Genomic DNA, 16,432 nt, shown 5'->3' with positions numbered 1-16,432 from the left:
ATGCAATGTTCAAAACTATCATTTCAAAAGTAAAGGCGGTGATGCAACGTATGGGCTTAGTAAAAACAGTCAAGTCGCTTTCAGATATAAAAAGTATTCCTATAGATGATTCGTTCTATCTAATGATTGAACAGTGGAAAGCACTTTATCAAGGATATTTTAGTGAGTGGCACGATTTGCAATACAGGACAATCGACGGTTTAAAGAAAAGACGTATGGCCACTTTAAACATGCCGAAAGTATTATCGCAAGAAATGGCAACCTTGATTTTCAATGAACGCTGTGAAATCAATATTGATGATGAAGGTTTAGCGAGTAATATTGACGATGTTTTGAAAAACAATAAGTTTAATAAGCACTTTCAAGACTACTTAGAATACCAATTCGCGTTGGGTGGTATGGTTATCAAACCATATTTTCAAGATGGAGAGATTAAACTTTCATTTGTTACACCAGATTGCTTTATTCCTGTCGCTTGGGATAACAAGGGGATCTTTGAAGCAGTCTTTACAAATCAGACGAGAAAAGGTCAGAAGGTCTACACGCATCTCGAATGGCATCTACGTGAATCTGACGAATATGTAATTAAGAATGAATTGTATGTAAGTGAAAACGCAACGGAATTAGGGAAGAAGATTCCGTTGTCGGAGCTTTATCCAGCGCTTGAAGAAGAGGCAAGGGTAAGTGGAATCAAGCGTTCGTTATTCGTTTACTTTTCGCCGAATACAGCAAACCAAATCGACATGTCGAGTCCATTGGGGGTGCCGATCTATTCTCACGCGCTTGATACGTTGAAGTCACTCGATGTTGCTTATGATTCGTTCGAAAGAGAGTTCAGACTTGGTAAGCGACGCATTATTGTGCCGGCATCCGCTGTCAGGTCGGTAATTAATGAGCACGGTCAACTACAGCGATACTTTGATTCAAATGATGAAGTCTACGAGGCTATGAATCTTGGTGATATGGACAATGAAAAGATTCACGACAATACCGTGGAATTACGAGTAGAAGAACATATTTCCGCAATTAATGCCCTGCTTAATCTACTCTCCATGCAAACCGGATTCAGTAGCGGGTCGTTCGCTTTCGATGGTAAGTCAATGAAAACAGCTACCGAAGTTGTTAGTGAGAACTCCAAGACGTTCCGCACGAAACAGTCGCATGAGGTCATCGTAGAAGCGGGATTGGTTGAACTTGTTGAGGTTATTGTCCAACTGGCGGAGTTGTATGACGTGTTTAGTCGTCCAAAAGGGAAATACGGTGTCACAGTCACGTTTGATGATTCTATCGCACAGGACAGAACAGCCGACATTAACGAACAGGTCATGTTGTTAGCAAGCGGCATCACTTCTAAAAAGTTAGCAATCATGAAGATTCATGGAGTGACTGAGAAGGAAGCGTTGGAAATCCTTTTGGAAATTTGGAACGAAGAACGAAGATCATCACCAGAACTTGAGGAAGTAGAAAAGGAAGTTAGTTTCTTTGGTCAAAGGGAGTGATGTAAATGGCACGTCCGATCATTACACCTTATCAATTCAACGAGTACTCTTCTCAAATCGTCGATATATACGTTGCCCTTGAAGATGAACTATTTTTTCAGATTGCCAAACGACTTAAAACAAATCCAGCACACGGTAAAGACTACGTGTTGCAATGGCAAGTTGAACGAATGCAACAGCTACGAATGCTCAATCAAGAAACGATCAAAGAACTATCGAAAGCAACAGGGCTTGCAGCTAGTGAAATCGAAAGTATGATTAATGATGTTGGATTCAATTCTATCAAAAGCATTGATGAAGAGTTAAAAGGAGCGCGAAACGTTCTTCCTCTACCGACGCAAATTGATTTTGTGCTTCAAGGGTTTGTTACACAGACTTTTCTTGAACTAGACAACTACGTAAACCAAACGCTCATTTCTACTACATTCGGACGCGGAACTGTTGCAGATATGTACCGTAAAATTGTTGAAGAAGCTACTGCACAAGTTTTAGCGGGCAACAAGACGATTAATCAAGCGGTGGCTGAAACAACGATTAAATGGGCGAGTAAAGGTTTTGCGACAGGATTTGTCGATAAAGGCGGCAGAACCTGGCATTTAGAACAATACGCAGATACTTTAATTAGAAATACAGTCAACAACACATATAACGAATTGCGCACATCCCGTATGAATGAGTATGGGGTGGATTTGGTGTTGGTGAATAGTTATAGCGATCCACGTCCTGCGTGTTCACAAATACAGGGTAATGTTTGTTCAATGAGTAATCCGTCCAGCAACCCTAAGTACCCGTCTATTTATGAATTTGGCTATGGTGAACCGTGGGGCATCCGTGGCTCTAATTGTCGCCACATACTTTATCCGTTCATAGACGGTTTAAATACCAACAATCAACTTCAATTTAGCGATGAAGACATGAAGAAAAAATATGATTTGTCGCAGAAACAGCGCTATTACGAACGGCAGGTAAGGAAGTCTAAACGCTCGTTAAACCTGGCGAATGAAATTGGTGACATCGATACTATTAATAAATATAAGCAACAAGTTAGGTTGAGGCAGGCAGATGTTCGTGAGTTTATTGGTAGGCATGGTTTGCCACGCAGATATGACAAAGAGAGGGTGATTTCATAATGGATGCACTTCGTGAATTGATTCAGACAGTTAAAAAGGCTTGGAATGAAATCAAAGCGTTTATCAAATCTATTCATAATGCTGTCGATCAAATCAAGCAAAAGAAGAAATTGCGTTCCACTTGGTTTGTGTGTTTGGATAACAGAAAACCAAGTCAAGTATTATCACGGAAACCTGTATTTCAAGTGCGAAAAATCATTTGAAAGGAAGTGATCCATATCTCGGTTTGCTGTTCCGTTATGCAGCTTTATAAAAAGCGAAAAGGAATGATTGTATTGAATTTCGGACAAGCGATTGAAGCACTTAAAAATGGCAAGAAGGTAAAGCGGAAAACTTGGGGTGGTCATTGGCAATTGTTTAAGTATCCTTCGTGTAAACAGGGAAATGAAGATGGTTACAATACATCATTCTCATTTCTAAATGGTTTAATCCTTGCGACGCTTAAAGACCATGGCGGTTGCGCTCCTGCACAGGCATATCAAGCGGATATTCTAGCAGAAGATTGGGAGGTAGTTGAATAATGGATAATCAAAAATTTATTGATAATTGTAAGCTGATTGTACGTAGTTATGCCAACGAACACTTAGATAAAAGTGACGACAAACAAATCGATGATAAAGATGTTTTTGTCGTTTGGAGTTGTAAAACATTACAAAATAACAAAGCATTATTAAGTACAACTTTGTTTGACGGTATGTATTACGAATTGACTTACAACGGCGATAAAAGTGAAATTTATTTTGATGCTTATAAAAAGTGGGAAAACAAGTGCATCAAATTGTAACACGCGTCTTTAAGCAATAGACGATATAAACAGGCTTATTTATTTCGCCTTTTATTCGTTAGGCGTTAAAGAAACGAAAGGAAAATACTATCCATAATTGGAGGGACTATAGATGTTCAAACTTTTGCGATTAAACCTACAATTCTTTTCTGCTGATCCGGCAGGAGAGGGAGCAACACCACCAGTTGACCCGGCAGGAACGCCCCCGGGAGGAAGTGGGCAACCAGCCCCACCGACACCGCCTGTAGAAACGCCGCCAACAGAGCCGAAATCATTTTCGCAAGACGATGTAAACAATCTAATTGCCCGTGAAACGAAAAAACAACAGGAAAAGATGCTGAAAGATTTGGGCATCGAGGACTTTAAAGGGGCGAAGGAAGGTCTTGCAAAACTGAAAGAATTTCAGGACGCGCAAAAGACCGAATCGGAACGTCAAGCCGAAGCTTTGAAAGAGTTTGAAACTAAAAACGGTACACTTTCAAGCGAAAACGAAACACTCAAGGCGCAACTGTCCGCTATGAAAGCGGGTGTCATTGCTGAATCAATTGAAGATGTCGTGGTGCTTGCGAAGACGATGGTCAACGATGAAACGGATATGAATGCGGCGATTGCGAAAGTCGTTGAAAAATATCCTCAATTTGCGAAAGCGGCAGAACAGGAACCAGATCCAAACACACCACCGAAACCACAATTTTCAAACGGACAGCACCAACAGCAACCACAATCCGAAACGGACAAGTGGTTAGCTGCATTCAAATAAAATTAGAAATAGGAGTGGTATACAATGGCAGTAGTCAATTACGCACAACAATATTTAATGGCGCTTCAGCAAAAATTCGCACAAGGACTTTCTTTTAATGCGCTATTCAGTACGCCGAACAACGCAAATATCAAATGGGTTAATGCAAAAACAATTCAAATCCCGCGCATTACAGTGGGCGGATTTGTTGACGTTGACCGTGATGTTGTCGGTTCATTTACTCGTCGGGCTGATAACGATTGGGAAACGAAAACGATTGAACACGACCGTGAATTCCGCACGCTGGTAGATCCTCAGGATATTGACGAAACGAACCTTGCATTGTCGATTGCAAACATTACGCGAGTGTTTAATGATGAGCAGAAAATCCCGGAAATGGACAAGTACGCAGCATCTAAGTTGTATTCAGAGTTCACGACATTCGGCGGGACAGCTAATACAGAAGTTCTTACAGCGGCAAATATCCTTGAAGTGTTTGACGACTTTATGGAAAAAATGGATGACGCGGAAGTTCCACAAAGCGGGCGTATTCTTTATGTCACGCCAGCTGTCAACAAGTTACTAAAAACAGCACAAGGGCTACAACGTCAACTTGATGTAGCTGGGAATAGCGGAAACGTGAAGCGTAGCATTTATTCACTTGATGATGTGACGATTCAAATGGTACCATCACCACGCATGAAAACGGCATATGATTTTACGGATGGAGCAGTTGTGGATCTAGCTGCTAAACAAATCAATATGATTTTGGTGCATCCGTTATCAGTTCTCACACCACAACGATACGAGTTTGTTAGTTTGGATAATCCGTCTGCTGCTACTGGTGGTAAATACTTGTATTTCGAAAGAAAATACTGGGACATCTTTGCGATTGAAAAGAAAGTACCAGGCATTTTGTTTAACATCGAGCCAGGCGAATAAGAACTATTCGAGGGGGCAAATCGCTCTCTCTTTTTTGATAATATAAGGAGGTTTTTGTTTTGAGTAAATCGGTAAAAATTAAGAAGAAGAACCGAATTCTACACGTCGAAACTAGTCGTTTAGCAAGTTTCTTGAATCAAGGATATGACCAGATTGATGATGAAGGAAAAGTAATCAAGCTAGCGACGGGTGGACGAGCCATTTCTCTTCCTGAACATAACAAGGTTATCGAAGAGCTTGATAAAGCGAAACAAGAAATCATGTCATTGAAAGCTGAAGTTAAAAAACTAGAAGCGCCAAAAAAATAAGGCGGTGATCAGATGCCTTACTTAACAAATGCCGAGTATTCCTCTTTACCGTTCGAACCTGTGGAGTCTACAGAATTCGATAGATTGGAAAGACGTGCAAGTGATGTACTTGATAGTCTTACCAGTAATTTCTATCAATTCAATGACCTTGCAAATGATATTCCGTTCAGACGCGATAAGTTCAAAAAGGCAGTCGCCTGTCAGATTGAATATTTTCAAGATATGGGTGCAACAACGTCGCACAGCTTGAATGAACCTGGTTCGGTTACAATCGGCCGGACTAGCATGTCTAGTGGCGCAAGCGGCAGTGCAACGTCACGGGAACCGGGAATCAAACTCATTTCTGTTGATGTGTACATGTACCTTCATGGCACTGGGCTTTTATATCGTGGAATTGGGGTGAGGTAATGCGAATCAAACCGCTTCCAAAATCGTGGTTGATCCATACGATTGTATATGAGGAGTACACAAGAAATAAAGATGATTGGGGCAACCTGGTATACAAACGGCCTGTTAACATTCGTTTTGTTCGCTTTGATGAATCTACCGTATTTAGTCGGGATAACACACAAACAAAGATTATCGCAGAAGCAGTGGTATTCATTGATGCAGCCAACAGTTCACCAGTACCCGAATTCACAGAACAGTCCGTAATCACGTTCGGCGGAAAGCGGTACATCTTAAAAAAGGTGGTACCGTGCTATTATCCGAATCAGAACAAGGTTCACCACTGGGAATTAGAGGTGATCTAATTGGCGATGACAATCAGAATCAAGCGCGATCTACGTGGCGTGAAAGCGAAAGTGGGAAAAATGGTGAAACAAGGGCAATACGCGCTTGTTAACCAGGTGCACGCTGACAGCAATATCTATGTGCCTAAATTATCTAGTGATTTGCGCAATCAATCCACTATCGCAATTGACGGCAAGTCCATCATTTGGAGCACTGTATATGCAAGACGCCAGTATTATAACTATGGGGCCAAATTCACGACACCTGGAACTGGTCCTAAATGGGATAGGAAAGCACTAGCTATCCACGGTAATCAATGGACAGCGATTGTAAAGGCGGCGATGAAGTAATGGAACTTGATTTCATGACGAAACTCAATCAAAGGATTAATAGCCTGTCCTTGTATGCCCATTCGTCAATTGGCTTGTTGGATGTAGGTGAAAGCCTATCCATCATGGCAATGCCTGGTGGCTCTGAGGTGGAGTACATGGACGGCATGCGAGACAAAGATTATCAAGTGCAGATCAATGCGAAAAGCAAGAATCAGATGAACTGTTTAAACGCCTTGACCATTATCTATCAAGCGTTAGAAAATCTAGCTGACTTACCCAGTGGGAATGGTAGCTATGAATTTAATAGGATTTCAACACCCTCCCTGCCGTCGTTGGTCGCACAAGACGAGCAGGGTTTTTATGTGTACGCATTATCGATCAGTGCAAAAATAACAATCTATAAAGGAGTGGCTTAAATGAGCAGAAAAAAGAACGCGTTAACGGAATATCATGTGGGTGCAGTGCCGGAATCACCAGGAGAGACTACTTACCACGAGCTCGCAAAGTGGATTTCCAACGTGACTGATGATTCGAACGAAGAAACAGAGGATCAGGGATTCTACGATGGTGACGGTACACCGGAAACGGACGTCATCTCAGTGAAGAAGACGTACACGTTTGAAGGCATGTACGATGACGCAGACCCAGCGATGAAGTTTATTGCAAATCTTGAGTTCGCAACGGGTGAAGATCGAAAAGTGATGTTCAAGCAAGTCCGTACAGATGGTTCTACACTTGAAGGTCCTGCAACATTGACAGGTATCAAAGTGACAGGCGGCGATGCGACGGAGTATGCGGCGTTTGAATGTGCAGTGTCTTGGGACAAGAAACCAACAATCACACCCTGATGCACCCGACAACCTAACAGCGAGCGGTGAAACCGATACGACGGTCGATCTAACTTGGGATGCTGTTAGCCACGCTGTCGGCTATCACGTCTATAAGGACGCAGTAATGATAGATACAGTTAATACGAATAGTTACATGGTCACAGGATTGACAACGGCTATGCCGTATGAGTTCCACGTCACGGCATTCATCAGCGGGGAGTCCGAACCGTCAAATGTGGTGGAAGTAACAACGTTATAAGTTAGTGGAGGGTGGGTAATCCCACTCTCTTTTTTTAATACAATATTGGAGGGATTTACATGTCAATTATTAAGATTCAAACGAAAACACCAGCGATACCAATTGAAATCGGTGAGCTGAAATTCGAATTCATTACAACAGATGAAAATGTAATCGCATTCCGAAAGAATGGGCAAAAACTGCTCGAAGAAATCGAATTATTGGAAGCAAGTAGCGCAAGTGAAGAGGATGTGGTGTTATTGAAAAATATACTGCGTAAAGGCTACGACCTCATTTTAAGTGAGGGTGCATTCGACAAAATCTATGAACAGACACCGTCCGTAGCTATTACAGCAGAGTATCTTGTGCAGTTAGGCAACGCGCTGAACGGTGAATTGAACAACCGGGGATTCGTTGATCAACAACAAGCGAAAGTGGATAAATATCTCAATACAAAAAATAAAAAGAAGTAGGTGAGAGGGTGTGTTTACTCTTGCTTACCCTCTGACAGAAACAGTCGAGATTGACGGAACGACATACCCGATCGATATGTCGTTTGATAACATTTTACGTTTAATCGAGATGTTGAATGATCAGGAAATTGACGATGTGACGCAAGTTGAATTAGGCATGCAGATGTTCATAGGCGTAGATCTTGACTGTGATATTAATCTAAAAGGCAGTATCTTCAATAAATTATTTGAAGATGTTGTGTCAGAAGGAGAAAAGAAATCAAGGCCTGTGGATATTAAGGGAAACCCAATGCCGTCCAATGAAGAGTCTGAAGGCGGAGCTAGTTACTCACTTACAGAAGATGCAGAGTATATCTACGCATCATTTATGCAAGATTACGGAATGGATCTATTCGAATATCAAGGCAAGCTCCATTGGTCTAAATTTAGGGCGTTGTTGGCTGGACTTGGCGATGAAACCAAATTCAAAAAAGTATTGGAGATTCGCGGCATGGAATTGCCAACAGGTAAGGGTACGGAGAAACAACGAAAATCAATACTGGATGCCAAAAGAGCATACGCGCTGAAAGGCCAACCACTACCAGAAGCTGAATAGGCTTTTTTTTATTGCCTTACGAAAGGCGGCATTTTATGAAGAAATTAATCATCGTCCGTTGTGTAGATTGCGGACGTTTTTTAGGAAAACTGAAAGGGCACGCAGAAATTAAATGTCCGAAATGTAAAAAGGTCAATTACTTTAGCGAGTAATTAGAGAGCCATCGAGCACCGACCACACCAGATTCACGTGGAAGGGGTGTTTAGATGGCAGGGGATGGAACCATAGTAATTGACGTCATATTGGATGACGGTAGTGTAGTAAAAGGTGTTACGAATCTTGACGGCAAGATAGGCAAGTTAGGCAACACAGGTGAAAAAGCGTCATTAGGTATCGGCAAGATTGTAACGGCTCTTGGATTAACTGCTTTAGCCGCACAAGGGATAAACATGGTCAAGAAATCACTTGATGGTGCGATTAACCGATATGACACGCTAAATAGTTTCCCACGAGTCATGCAACAAATGGGATTCGATGCCGCGCAGTCGCAAGGAGCGATAACCAAGCTATCCAAGGGTATCGATGGACTTCCCACTACTCTTGATAGCATAGCGAGTAAGACGCAACGAATTGCGATATTAACTGGTGATTTAGACGGAGCGGTAGAAACTACCCTCGCACTTAACAATGCCTTTATTGCGTCCGGTGCAAGTACTGCTGATGCAGAGCGTGGTCTAGATCAATACGTCCAGATGTTATCTAAAGGTGAAGTAGACCTTCAATCTTGGCGAACCTTACAGGAGACGATGGGTGTCGCACTTAACGAGACTGCGAATGCTTTCGGTTTTACGGGGCGATCTGCACAAAACGATTTATACGATGCGCTAAAAAAAGGCGACATCACGTTTGATGAGTTCAACGCAAAAATCATTGAGATGAGTAACAAAACAGGCGGCTTTGCAGATATTGCAAAGGAAGCTAGCGGTGGTATTAAAACGTCGTGGGCGAATATGAAAACTGCTATCGTCAAAGGAGTTACGGACATCATCGCAGGGATTGACCTAGCACTGGGTGGCGTGGGATCAATAGAAGGTATTATCGATGGGTTGAAAACGGCTATTCAGCTAGCGTTTAAAACCATTGTTGCCGCGATTCCTCCTATAGCGGAAGCAATTCAATCCGTATATAGCGCATTAGTACCGTGGTTGCCGTTGTTAGGTTCCATTGTGGCAGGCATCGGAACGGTCGTACTGGCCTACGCTTCATTCAATTCTGTCAAGTCCATTCTTGCGGCTGTCAAAAAGGCGCAAGTAGCATTGAATGCATCCATATTAGCTAATCCGTGGGTACTTCTGGCTGCGGCTATCATCGCTGCGGTAGTCCTTGCTTACAATAAATTCGAGTGGTTCCGCGAAGGTGTCCACGCCATTTGGGACGTTATCGTATCAATTGTTACGACTACCATAGGAAATCTAGTAGCTGTGGTAGGCGGTATGGCTGACCAAATTACTGCGTACTGGACAGCAAATAGCGAATCCATTAAATCGAGCACGACAGAGGCATGGAATGCTATTAAGTCTTCCATTGAATTAGCCCTAAGCGGCGTGGCTAGTTTCGTGCAGGGTGTAGCTACTAAAATAGCGACATTTTGGAATGAGAATGGCGAAACTATTAAAGCTGCCACGAAAAGCGTGTGGGATGCAATAAAAGCTGTGATTGAATTCGTTATGCCTGCAATTCAAGCGATTATCAAAGTCGCGTGGATGGCCGTTCAATTCGTGATAGAAGCAGTCTGGACCAATATCAAAGGCGTTATAGAGGGCGCGTTAAATATCATCTTAGGACTGGTTAAGACCTTCTCTAGTTTGTTCACAGGAGATTGGGCAGGTGTGTGGGAAGGTATTAAACAGTTATTCATCGGTGTAATTGAATTTTTATGGAACGCTGTGCAACTTATGTTGTGGGGTCGTATGTTGAAAGGTATCGCAGTCTTTGCCGGATCGTTCCGAGGGGCGACCACAAGTATGTGGGGAGCCGTTAAAGGGGCATTTTCTTCGGCGGTTGAGTTCGTGAAAGGGATATTCACGAAAGGCTTCCAGTCCATGCAGTCGGCTGTCAACACGATTATGAACGGCATTAGTAAAGTTATCTCAAGTGCCTGGAATGCAATCAAGAGTGTTTTCGACAATGCAATAAACGCAATAAAATCAGCATTCAAAAGTGGATTTGACGCAATTAAGTCTACGGCTAACGGCGCCATGAATGCGATTAAAACGCTTATATCTATGGTGTGGAATGTAATAAAAACAGTATTCAGCGGGTCGATGACGGCTATCAAGAATTTAGTCACTAGCGGATTTAATTTAATCAAATCTACAATCACAACCATCATGAACGCGGTCAAGTCGCTAATCACAACTATATGGAATGCAATCAAGATGACCGTCACGACAGCAACCAACGCAATCAAGTCGGTTGTTACGTCTGTATGGAATGCTATTAAATCCATAATTACAACAGTAATGAACTCAGTAAAGAGTGTGATTCAGGCAGGATGGAATGGCGTTAAATCGGCAATCACGGGTGCGGTAAACTCTATCAAATCAGCTATCGCGAGTGGTTTTAACGCTGTAGTCTCCGCAATCAATTCCGCGATGTCGAAGGCGGTCGGTACCGTTCGTTCAATGATGACTCAAATGATTTCGGCAGTCACTGGCGTAGCGGGTAAATTCTTGCAAGCGGGTAAAGATTTAATTAGAGGTCTAATTAACGGAATTCTCGCAATGGGAGCAGCGGCAATTGACGCGGTTGCGGGAGTGGTCAATGGCGTTGTCAATAAAGCGAAAAACGCTTTAGGAATCAAGTCCCCTTCTCGCGTTTTTATGGCTATCGGTGATGATACTATGCAAGGATTTATCAACGGTTTAACTGAACGCGAACAAGATGTAGTGAAGGTGTTGAAGGATACCGTTCATCTCATGTTAGACGTGGCAGAGCACTATCGAAGCGAAGAAAAGAAAATCACGCGTACTGCTAATGCGGAGATCGCGGAGTTGGAAAAACGTTCAAAAGAGGACATCGACAAAATTCATCGCGCAGCAGCAATGAAGAAACGCAAGCTGACGAAAGACGAAGCAATCAAAGTTCAACGCATTCAAGAAAATACGGCGAAAAAGGTTGCGGAGATTGAAAGTAAGGCTGTATCAGACAGTGTGGAACTTATGTCGAAAGAACAAGCAGACAAATTAAAGGAACTTAAACTGTTTGTCGAAGATAAGAAGTCGCTTAATGAATTATCTGCACAAGAAGAAGTAGCAGTGTGGGAACGCTCACTCAAATTTTTTGTAGCGGGTACAAAAGAACGCGTTGAAGTCCAGAAGAATTACAACAAAGCCGTAGAAATATTGGATAAAGAAAGATTATCTAGCGTAAAAACGTTTATCGAAGATAAAAAGTCTCTTGATCAACTATCTTTGAAAGACGAAGCGGCTATCTGGGAAGAAGCAGTGAAGCTGTTTAAAGATGGCACGAAAGAGAAGATTGAAGCGCAAAAGAATTTGAAGAACGCACTGGAAGCAATCGACAAAGACATGATGTCCAGCTTGAAATCCTTCATTGACGAAAAGAAGACACTTGAAAATCTATCTTTGCGAGAAGAAGCGGAGATATGGGCGAAAGCCGTTGATTATTTTAGAGAAGGTACAGAAGAAAAAATAGAAGCGCAGAAATCTTACGTGAAAGCGCTTGGTGATTTGAACAAGGAAATTGCTGACACAAATAAGTTCTATGCTGACCAAATCACAAAAATCAACGAGGATCTGCAGAAGAGTGAAGAAGAAATAACTGCAGCTTATACGAAGTCACTGGACGATCGTGAAAAAGCGCTATTTAGTTTTTCTGGCATCTTTGATGAATTTAAAGCGAAAACCGAATCTACAGGCACTGAGTTACTTTCTAATTTACGCGGACAAGTTGATGGCTTTAAAGATTGGCAAGAAAGTATCACTACATTATCGGAACGGGCCATTGATGATGGGCTACTGGAAGAATTACGAGCGATGGGTCCGAAAGCGGCAGGCGAAATTGCAGCGCTCAACAAACTGACGGATGAGCAGTTGACCGAGTACAGCGACTTGTACCGGGAAAAGCAGGCATTGGCACGTCAACAAGCCGAAAAAGAACTGATTGGCATGAAGCAAGATACCGCGGATCAGATTAGTAGTTTACGTAAAGTGGCAAACGAAAAATTAGATGAAGTCAAATCAGATTGGCAAAAGAGGATACAAGAAATCACGAGTGTGACAAGCGATAAGCTAAAGGAATTAGAGACGATTGGTCGGGAAGCTGGCCAAGGTTTACTAAAAGGTTTTCAGTCCGAACGTGAAGCGATTGTCGCAGAAGCTGAATCCATTGCAAATGCTATCAAATACGCAATGGCTAATGCATTGGATATCCATAGTCCAAGCCGTTGGATGAGGGATTTCATTGCAGGCAACATGGGCAAAGGGTTTATTATCGGTATCGATAAAACCAAAAGCTCCATTGTGAGAAAAGCAGGGCAGATGGTTGACTGGATGAAACCCGAAATACCACAAACGAACTTTGTAAATAAGTTGAGGGGTGTATCGGCTCCCATAAGGGGTGTAATGCCAATTAACCTGTCTGGAGGTTCGGGGAGCGGTAGCAATACAACTACAGATAACAGCAAATCATTCTCGCCTAATATAACGAACCACTTTACGAGGGTTGATTCATCGCCATCGGAATCGGCACGTAAGCAAGAGCAAATGCTTCGTCGGTTGGCGCTAGATTATTAAGAAAGGAGAACGGATATGTTTAAATTAATCTTCACGAATTCTCGAAATGAAAGTATTGAGCTGTTTGGTTCTCCCTTTCGACTTTCAAGTGTGGAGGGACTTGGTGACGTTGGCGCGGATTTACAATCACAACGCGCTCCTTACCAAGATGGTGATACGCTACTAGACGTCATACTGGAGCCGCGGTTTATGTCGTTAGAATTAACCGTACGCGGTAAGGAGGTAAAGGCGGTCGAAACGAATAGGCGACGACTTGCTTCTGTCTTCAATCCAAAATTGGGGTTAGGGCTACTCAAATATATACGCGGTGACGAAGTGAAAATGATAAATGTAGTCGCAGAATCAGTTGCAAGCTTCCCAGACGGTGATACTAATAGGGGCACACAATTTCAGAAGGCGCTCCTATTCCTGAAAGCGCCAAGTCCTTATTGGCTTTCTATCGAGAAAGTTGAACAACTAGTCGTATGGGAAGGCGGGCTAACATTCCCTTTAAAACTACCTACAAGATTCGCCCGTCAATCGGAATCAAAATCGAAAACCCTGTTGAATAAGGGAGATGTTGAAACACCATTACGTATTGTGTTTAATGGCCCGGCAACCGCGCCTATCCGAATTGAGAATAAAACAACAGATGATTTTATTCAGGTCAATCAACCTTTGGCTATAGGGGAACGACTAGAAATCAATACAGCATTTGGTCAGAAACGTGTAGAAAGAGTTCTTGCAGATGGAACGAGGTTTAATGCTTTCCACTACATCAAACGTGGCAGCAAGTTTTTCAACCTTATACCAGGCAATAATCTATTGGACTATTCAACGGGTGAGGATTACGAAAGGGCGGGGGTCTTGATTACCTGGCAGAATCGTTATTTAAGCGTGTAGGAGGTGACAGTATGGCAGAAGAATATAGTTTTTTTAACGATGTAAATGGTGACCGTGAATATGACATGGAAGCTTTTGCGACTTACTTTAAGCAGTTTTTGTCCAATGGCCTGTATCACACGGACAATATGCCGGCCTTAAAAATTTCTCATGTGAATGGACTGCAAACAAAAATAGATCCCGGTTGCGCATATATCGAGGGTTTTATGTATCGCAATACAGAGGATATTCTTTTTACTCATGATCAGGCCGATGCTACAAATGCTCGTGTAGACCGCATCGTATTGCGATTAGACCGAAACGTAAATGCTCGATATATTAAAGCGTTTATTAAGAAGGGAACACCGGCAACCAATCCAAAGCCGCCTACATTACAAAGGGATAGTGTTATCTATGAAATTAGTTTGGCACAAGTCAAAATCAACGCAGGAGCGACCACTATTGCAACTATTAAAGATGAACGATTAGATCCGGCAGTAGCCGGCCTGGTATCGTCTTTAATCACGATACCTACAGATGGATTTATTCAAGAGTGGAACGCATTCATGGAAGAAATGGAGTCCGCAAAGGGTCAATATGAAACATCTTTAGCTAGTTGGATGAGTCAATTAAATCAAGATAAGGTGGACTATGAAAATGCTTGGGAATCTTGGTTTAACGGCATACAAAATCAGATTGGTGTCCGGACGCTTATTGGAACGACTGAACCAGCGGAAGCTGTAGCGGGTGATTTATGGATCAAAACGATAGGGTGATGAAAATGCAATCTATCAGTATATTGACTCCGGATTTTCAATGGCTAGGCGAAATCGACGACTATGAAAGTTTACAGTTTACCAGACGGTTTATTAAGCCTGGGTCATTTGAGTTGCATATCAACTTAAATAAAAATTTAATTGGAACCTTATTGGAAGAAAACTTAATCGTATTATCAGAAAAGAAAGTAGGGGTTATCCTCCATAGGGAATTGAACCGCGAAAACAGTGAAGAACTTGTCATTCGGGGTTACACTTTATCAGGGCATTTAAGTAGAAGACTCACTCTCCCACCGGAAGGGCAGTCACAAGATAAAGTGGATGCACCTATAGAAACGGTTTTAAAACATTACGTCCGACAAAATGCAGTAAATCCAACTGATACGACACGTATCATTCCGCAACTTGTCATAGCGGAGGATATGCAACGTGGGCAAGTTGTTGAGTGGCAATCCAGGTACAAGCAATTGGACGAGGAACTGGAAAAGATAACGAATGGTAATAATTTTGGATGGGATGTCTATTTAGATGAGAAGAATGAGAAATGGGTATTCGAAGTATTGGAAGGTAGAAACCTAACGGATTCACAGGAAATTTTACCGCCTGTCATTTTTTCGATCGACTTTGACAATATAAAAGGTCAAAACTTTACGCAAAGTGCCATCGGACACAAAAACACAGCCTATGTAGGCGGTCAAGGCGAAGGTGAAGCGCGTAGGATTGTGGAAATCAGCAATTCAAGTGGCCTTTCACGTATTGAAACGTTTGTGGATGCCAGGGACGTTGACGAAACAAGATCCACGGAAGATGCAGAAGGTAACACTACCGAAATTCCGATTCCTGAAAACGAAGTGATTGCAACGCTATCCCAAAGAGCTAATAAAAAGTTATTAGAACTTCAGAAAATCGAATCATTTGAATCAGAAATTCTTACGTATGGTCCATTCATTTACGAAAAAGATTGGGATGTGGGAGATACCGTCACTGTCCAAGACTCGAAACTCGGTATCACTCTCGATAGTCCGATCACTGAGGTGACAGAAATTTATGAGCCGGGTGGATTTAGGTTGGATGCCGTTTTCGGTAATACTCTTCCCACTCTAATCGACAAGATCAAGCGTGTTATTGAAGCGCCCATGCTCGAAAAAGCGAATGTCCCAAAAAGAACATCCGATTTAGTAAATGATGCGGGGTACGTTACGAGAGATGAAGTTAGCATTATCGCTAATGACAAATCACATGAGCATAGTCAACTCTCACCATCATCATCTTGGACGGTAATCCACAACTTGGGTAAACATCCATCCGTCATAATTACTGACAGTGCGAAAAACATTGTTATGGGGGACGTTAAATATGAATCAATCAATAAAGTAGTCATAAGCTTTACTGCTGCGTTTGCGGGTAAAGCCTTTTTTAATTAAATAAAGGGGGGT

20 protein-coding genes are annotated in these 16,432 nt (G+C 42.3%); all 20 read left to right on the top strand.

Annotated features, from left to right (window positions below):
• Window positions 1-5: 5 nt before the first annotated feature.
• The 20 genes from CSV79_RS01620 to CSV79_RS01525 all read left to right on the top strand — a co-directional run bounded on the left by CSV79_RS01620 (window position 6) and on the right by CSV79_RS01525 (window position 16,420).
• Window positions 6-1,499, top strand: a complete 1,494-nt coding sequence (locus tag CSV79_RS01620; protein WP_099687291.1) for a phage portal protein — start codon at window positions 6-8, stop codon at window positions 1,497-1,499.
• A gap of 5 nt (window positions 1,500-1,504) precedes the next feature.
• Window positions 1,505-2,629 (top strand): phage minor capsid protein, encoded by a 1,125-nt coding sequence (locus CSV79_RS01615; RefSeq protein WP_099687290.1) that lies wholly within the window; start codon window positions 1,505-1,507, stop codon window positions 2,627-2,629.
• Window positions 2,629-2,832, top strand: coding sequence for a hypothetical protein (locus CSV79_RS01610; protein ID WP_099687289.1), 204 nt, complete (start codon window positions 2,629-2,631; stop codon window positions 2,830-2,832). Before CSV79_RS01615 ends, CSV79_RS01610 begins: the two co-directional genes overlap by 1 nt.
• Window positions 2,833-2,904: 72 nt before the next feature.
• Window positions 2,905-3,150, top strand: coding sequence for a DUF2829 domain-containing protein (locus CSV79_RS01605; protein WP_099687429.1), 246 nt, complete (start codon window positions 2,905-2,907; stop codon window positions 3,148-3,150).
• On the top strand, window positions 3,150-3,413 hold the full coding sequence (locus CSV79_RS01600) for a DUF6275 family protein (protein WP_099687288.1): 264 nt from the start codon (window positions 3,150-3,152) through the stop codon (window positions 3,411-3,413). Before CSV79_RS01605 ends, CSV79_RS01600 begins: the two co-directional genes overlap by 1 nt.
• A gap of 112 nt (window positions 3,414-3,525) precedes the next feature.
• Window positions 3,526-4,173, top strand: coding sequence for a hypothetical protein (locus CSV79_RS01595; protein WP_099687287.1), 648 nt, complete (start codon window positions 3,526-3,528; stop codon window positions 4,171-4,173).
• 24 nt (window positions 4,174-4,197) lie between these two features.
• Window positions 4,198-5,094, top strand: a complete 897-nt coding sequence (locus tag CSV79_RS01590; RefSeq protein ID WP_099687286.1) for a capsid protein — start codon at window positions 4,198-4,200, stop codon at window positions 5,092-5,094.
• Between the two features lie 59 nt (window positions 5,095-5,153).
• Window positions 5,154-5,402 (top strand): hypothetical protein, encoded by a 249-nt coding sequence (locus tag CSV79_RS01585; RefSeq protein ID WP_099687285.1) that lies wholly within the window; start codon window positions 5,154-5,156, stop codon window positions 5,400-5,402.
• A 12-nt stretch (window positions 5,403-5,414) separates the two neighbouring features.
• Window positions 5,415-5,810: a head-tail connector protein gene (locus tag CSV79_RS01580; RefSeq protein ID WP_099687284.1), complete on the top strand. Its 396-nt coding sequence runs from the start codon at window positions 5,415-5,417 to the stop codon at window positions 5,808-5,810.
• The gene (locus tag CSV79_RS01575) at window positions 5,810-6,154 is read left to right on the top strand and encodes a putative minor capsid protein (protein ID WP_099687283.1); all 345 of its coding nucleotides are present in this window, start codon (window positions 5,810-5,812) and stop codon (window positions 6,152-6,154) included. The genes CSV79_RS01580 and CSV79_RS01575 overlap by 1 nt, the downstream gene beginning before the upstream one ends.
• A gap of 6 nt (window positions 6,155-6,160) precedes the next feature.
• Window positions 6,161-6,484: a minor capsid protein gene (locus CSV79_RS01570; RefSeq protein ID WP_199171855.1), complete on the top strand. Its 324-nt coding sequence runs from the start codon at window positions 6,161-6,163 to the stop codon at window positions 6,482-6,484.
• Window positions 6,484-6,882 (top strand): minor capsid protein, encoded by a 399-nt coding sequence (locus CSV79_RS01565; protein WP_158232446.1) that lies wholly within the window; start codon window positions 6,484-6,486, stop codon window positions 6,880-6,882. The genes CSV79_RS01570 and CSV79_RS01565 overlap by 1 nt, the downstream gene beginning before the upstream one ends.
• The gene (locus CSV79_RS01560; RefSeq protein WP_099687281.1) at window positions 6,883-7,314 is read left to right on the top strand and encodes a phage tail tube protein; all 432 of its coding nucleotides are present in this window, start codon (window positions 6,883-6,885) and stop codon (window positions 7,312-7,314) included.
• Window positions 7,274-7,555: a fibronectin type III domain-containing protein gene (locus tag CSV79_RS01555; protein ID WP_233201346.1), complete on the top strand. Its 282-nt coding sequence runs from the start codon at window positions 7,274-7,276 to the stop codon at window positions 7,553-7,555. The genes CSV79_RS01560 and CSV79_RS01555 overlap by 41 nt, the downstream gene beginning before the upstream one ends.
• A 59-nt stretch (window positions 7,556-7,614) precedes the next feature.
• A complete protein-coding gene (locus tag CSV79_RS01550; RefSeq protein WP_099687279.1) occupies window positions 7,615-8,007 on the top strand; it encodes a hypothetical protein in 393 nt (130 codons plus the stop codon).
• Window positions 8,008-8,017: 10 nt separating this feature from the next.
• Window positions 8,018-8,602 (top strand): bacteriophage Gp15 family protein, encoded by a 585-nt coding sequence (locus tag CSV79_RS01545; RefSeq protein WP_099687278.1) that lies wholly within the window; start codon window positions 8,018-8,020, stop codon window positions 8,600-8,602.
• Window positions 8,603-8,808: 206 nt separating this feature from the next.
• On the top strand, window positions 8,809-13,359 hold the full coding sequence (locus CSV79_RS01540; RefSeq protein WP_099687277.1) for a tape measure protein: 4,551 nt from the start codon (window positions 8,809-8,811) through the stop codon (window positions 13,357-13,359).
• A 15-nt stretch (window positions 13,360-13,374) separates the two neighbouring features.
• Window positions 13,375-14,241 carry a phage tail family protein gene (locus CSV79_RS01535; RefSeq protein WP_099687276.1) on the top strand — a complete coding sequence of 289 codons (867 nt, stop codon included), beginning with the start codon at window positions 13,375-13,377 and terminating at the stop codon, window positions 14,239-14,241.
• A gap of 11 nt (window positions 14,242-14,252) precedes the next feature.
• The gene (locus tag CSV79_RS01530) at window positions 14,253-14,996 is read left to right on the top strand and encodes a hypothetical protein (RefSeq protein ID WP_099687275.1); all 744 of its coding nucleotides are present in this window, start codon (window positions 14,253-14,255) and stop codon (window positions 14,994-14,996) included.
• Entirely contained in the window at window positions 14,975-16,420 is a 1,446-nt protein-coding gene (locus CSV79_RS01525; RefSeq protein WP_233201338.1) for a siphovirus ReqiPepy6 Gp37-like family protein, read from the top strand. Before CSV79_RS01530 ends, CSV79_RS01525 begins: the two co-directional genes overlap by 22 nt.
• Window positions 16,421-16,432 lie beyond the last annotated feature (12 nt).

Source organism: Sporosarcina sp. P13 (assembly GCF_002743055.1).
Lineage (GTDB): Bacteria > Bacillota > Bacilli > Bacillales_A > Planococcaceae > Sporosarcina.
Note: the sequence above shows the minus strand (reverse complement) of the source record. Positions and strands in the feature narration are given on the sequence as shown.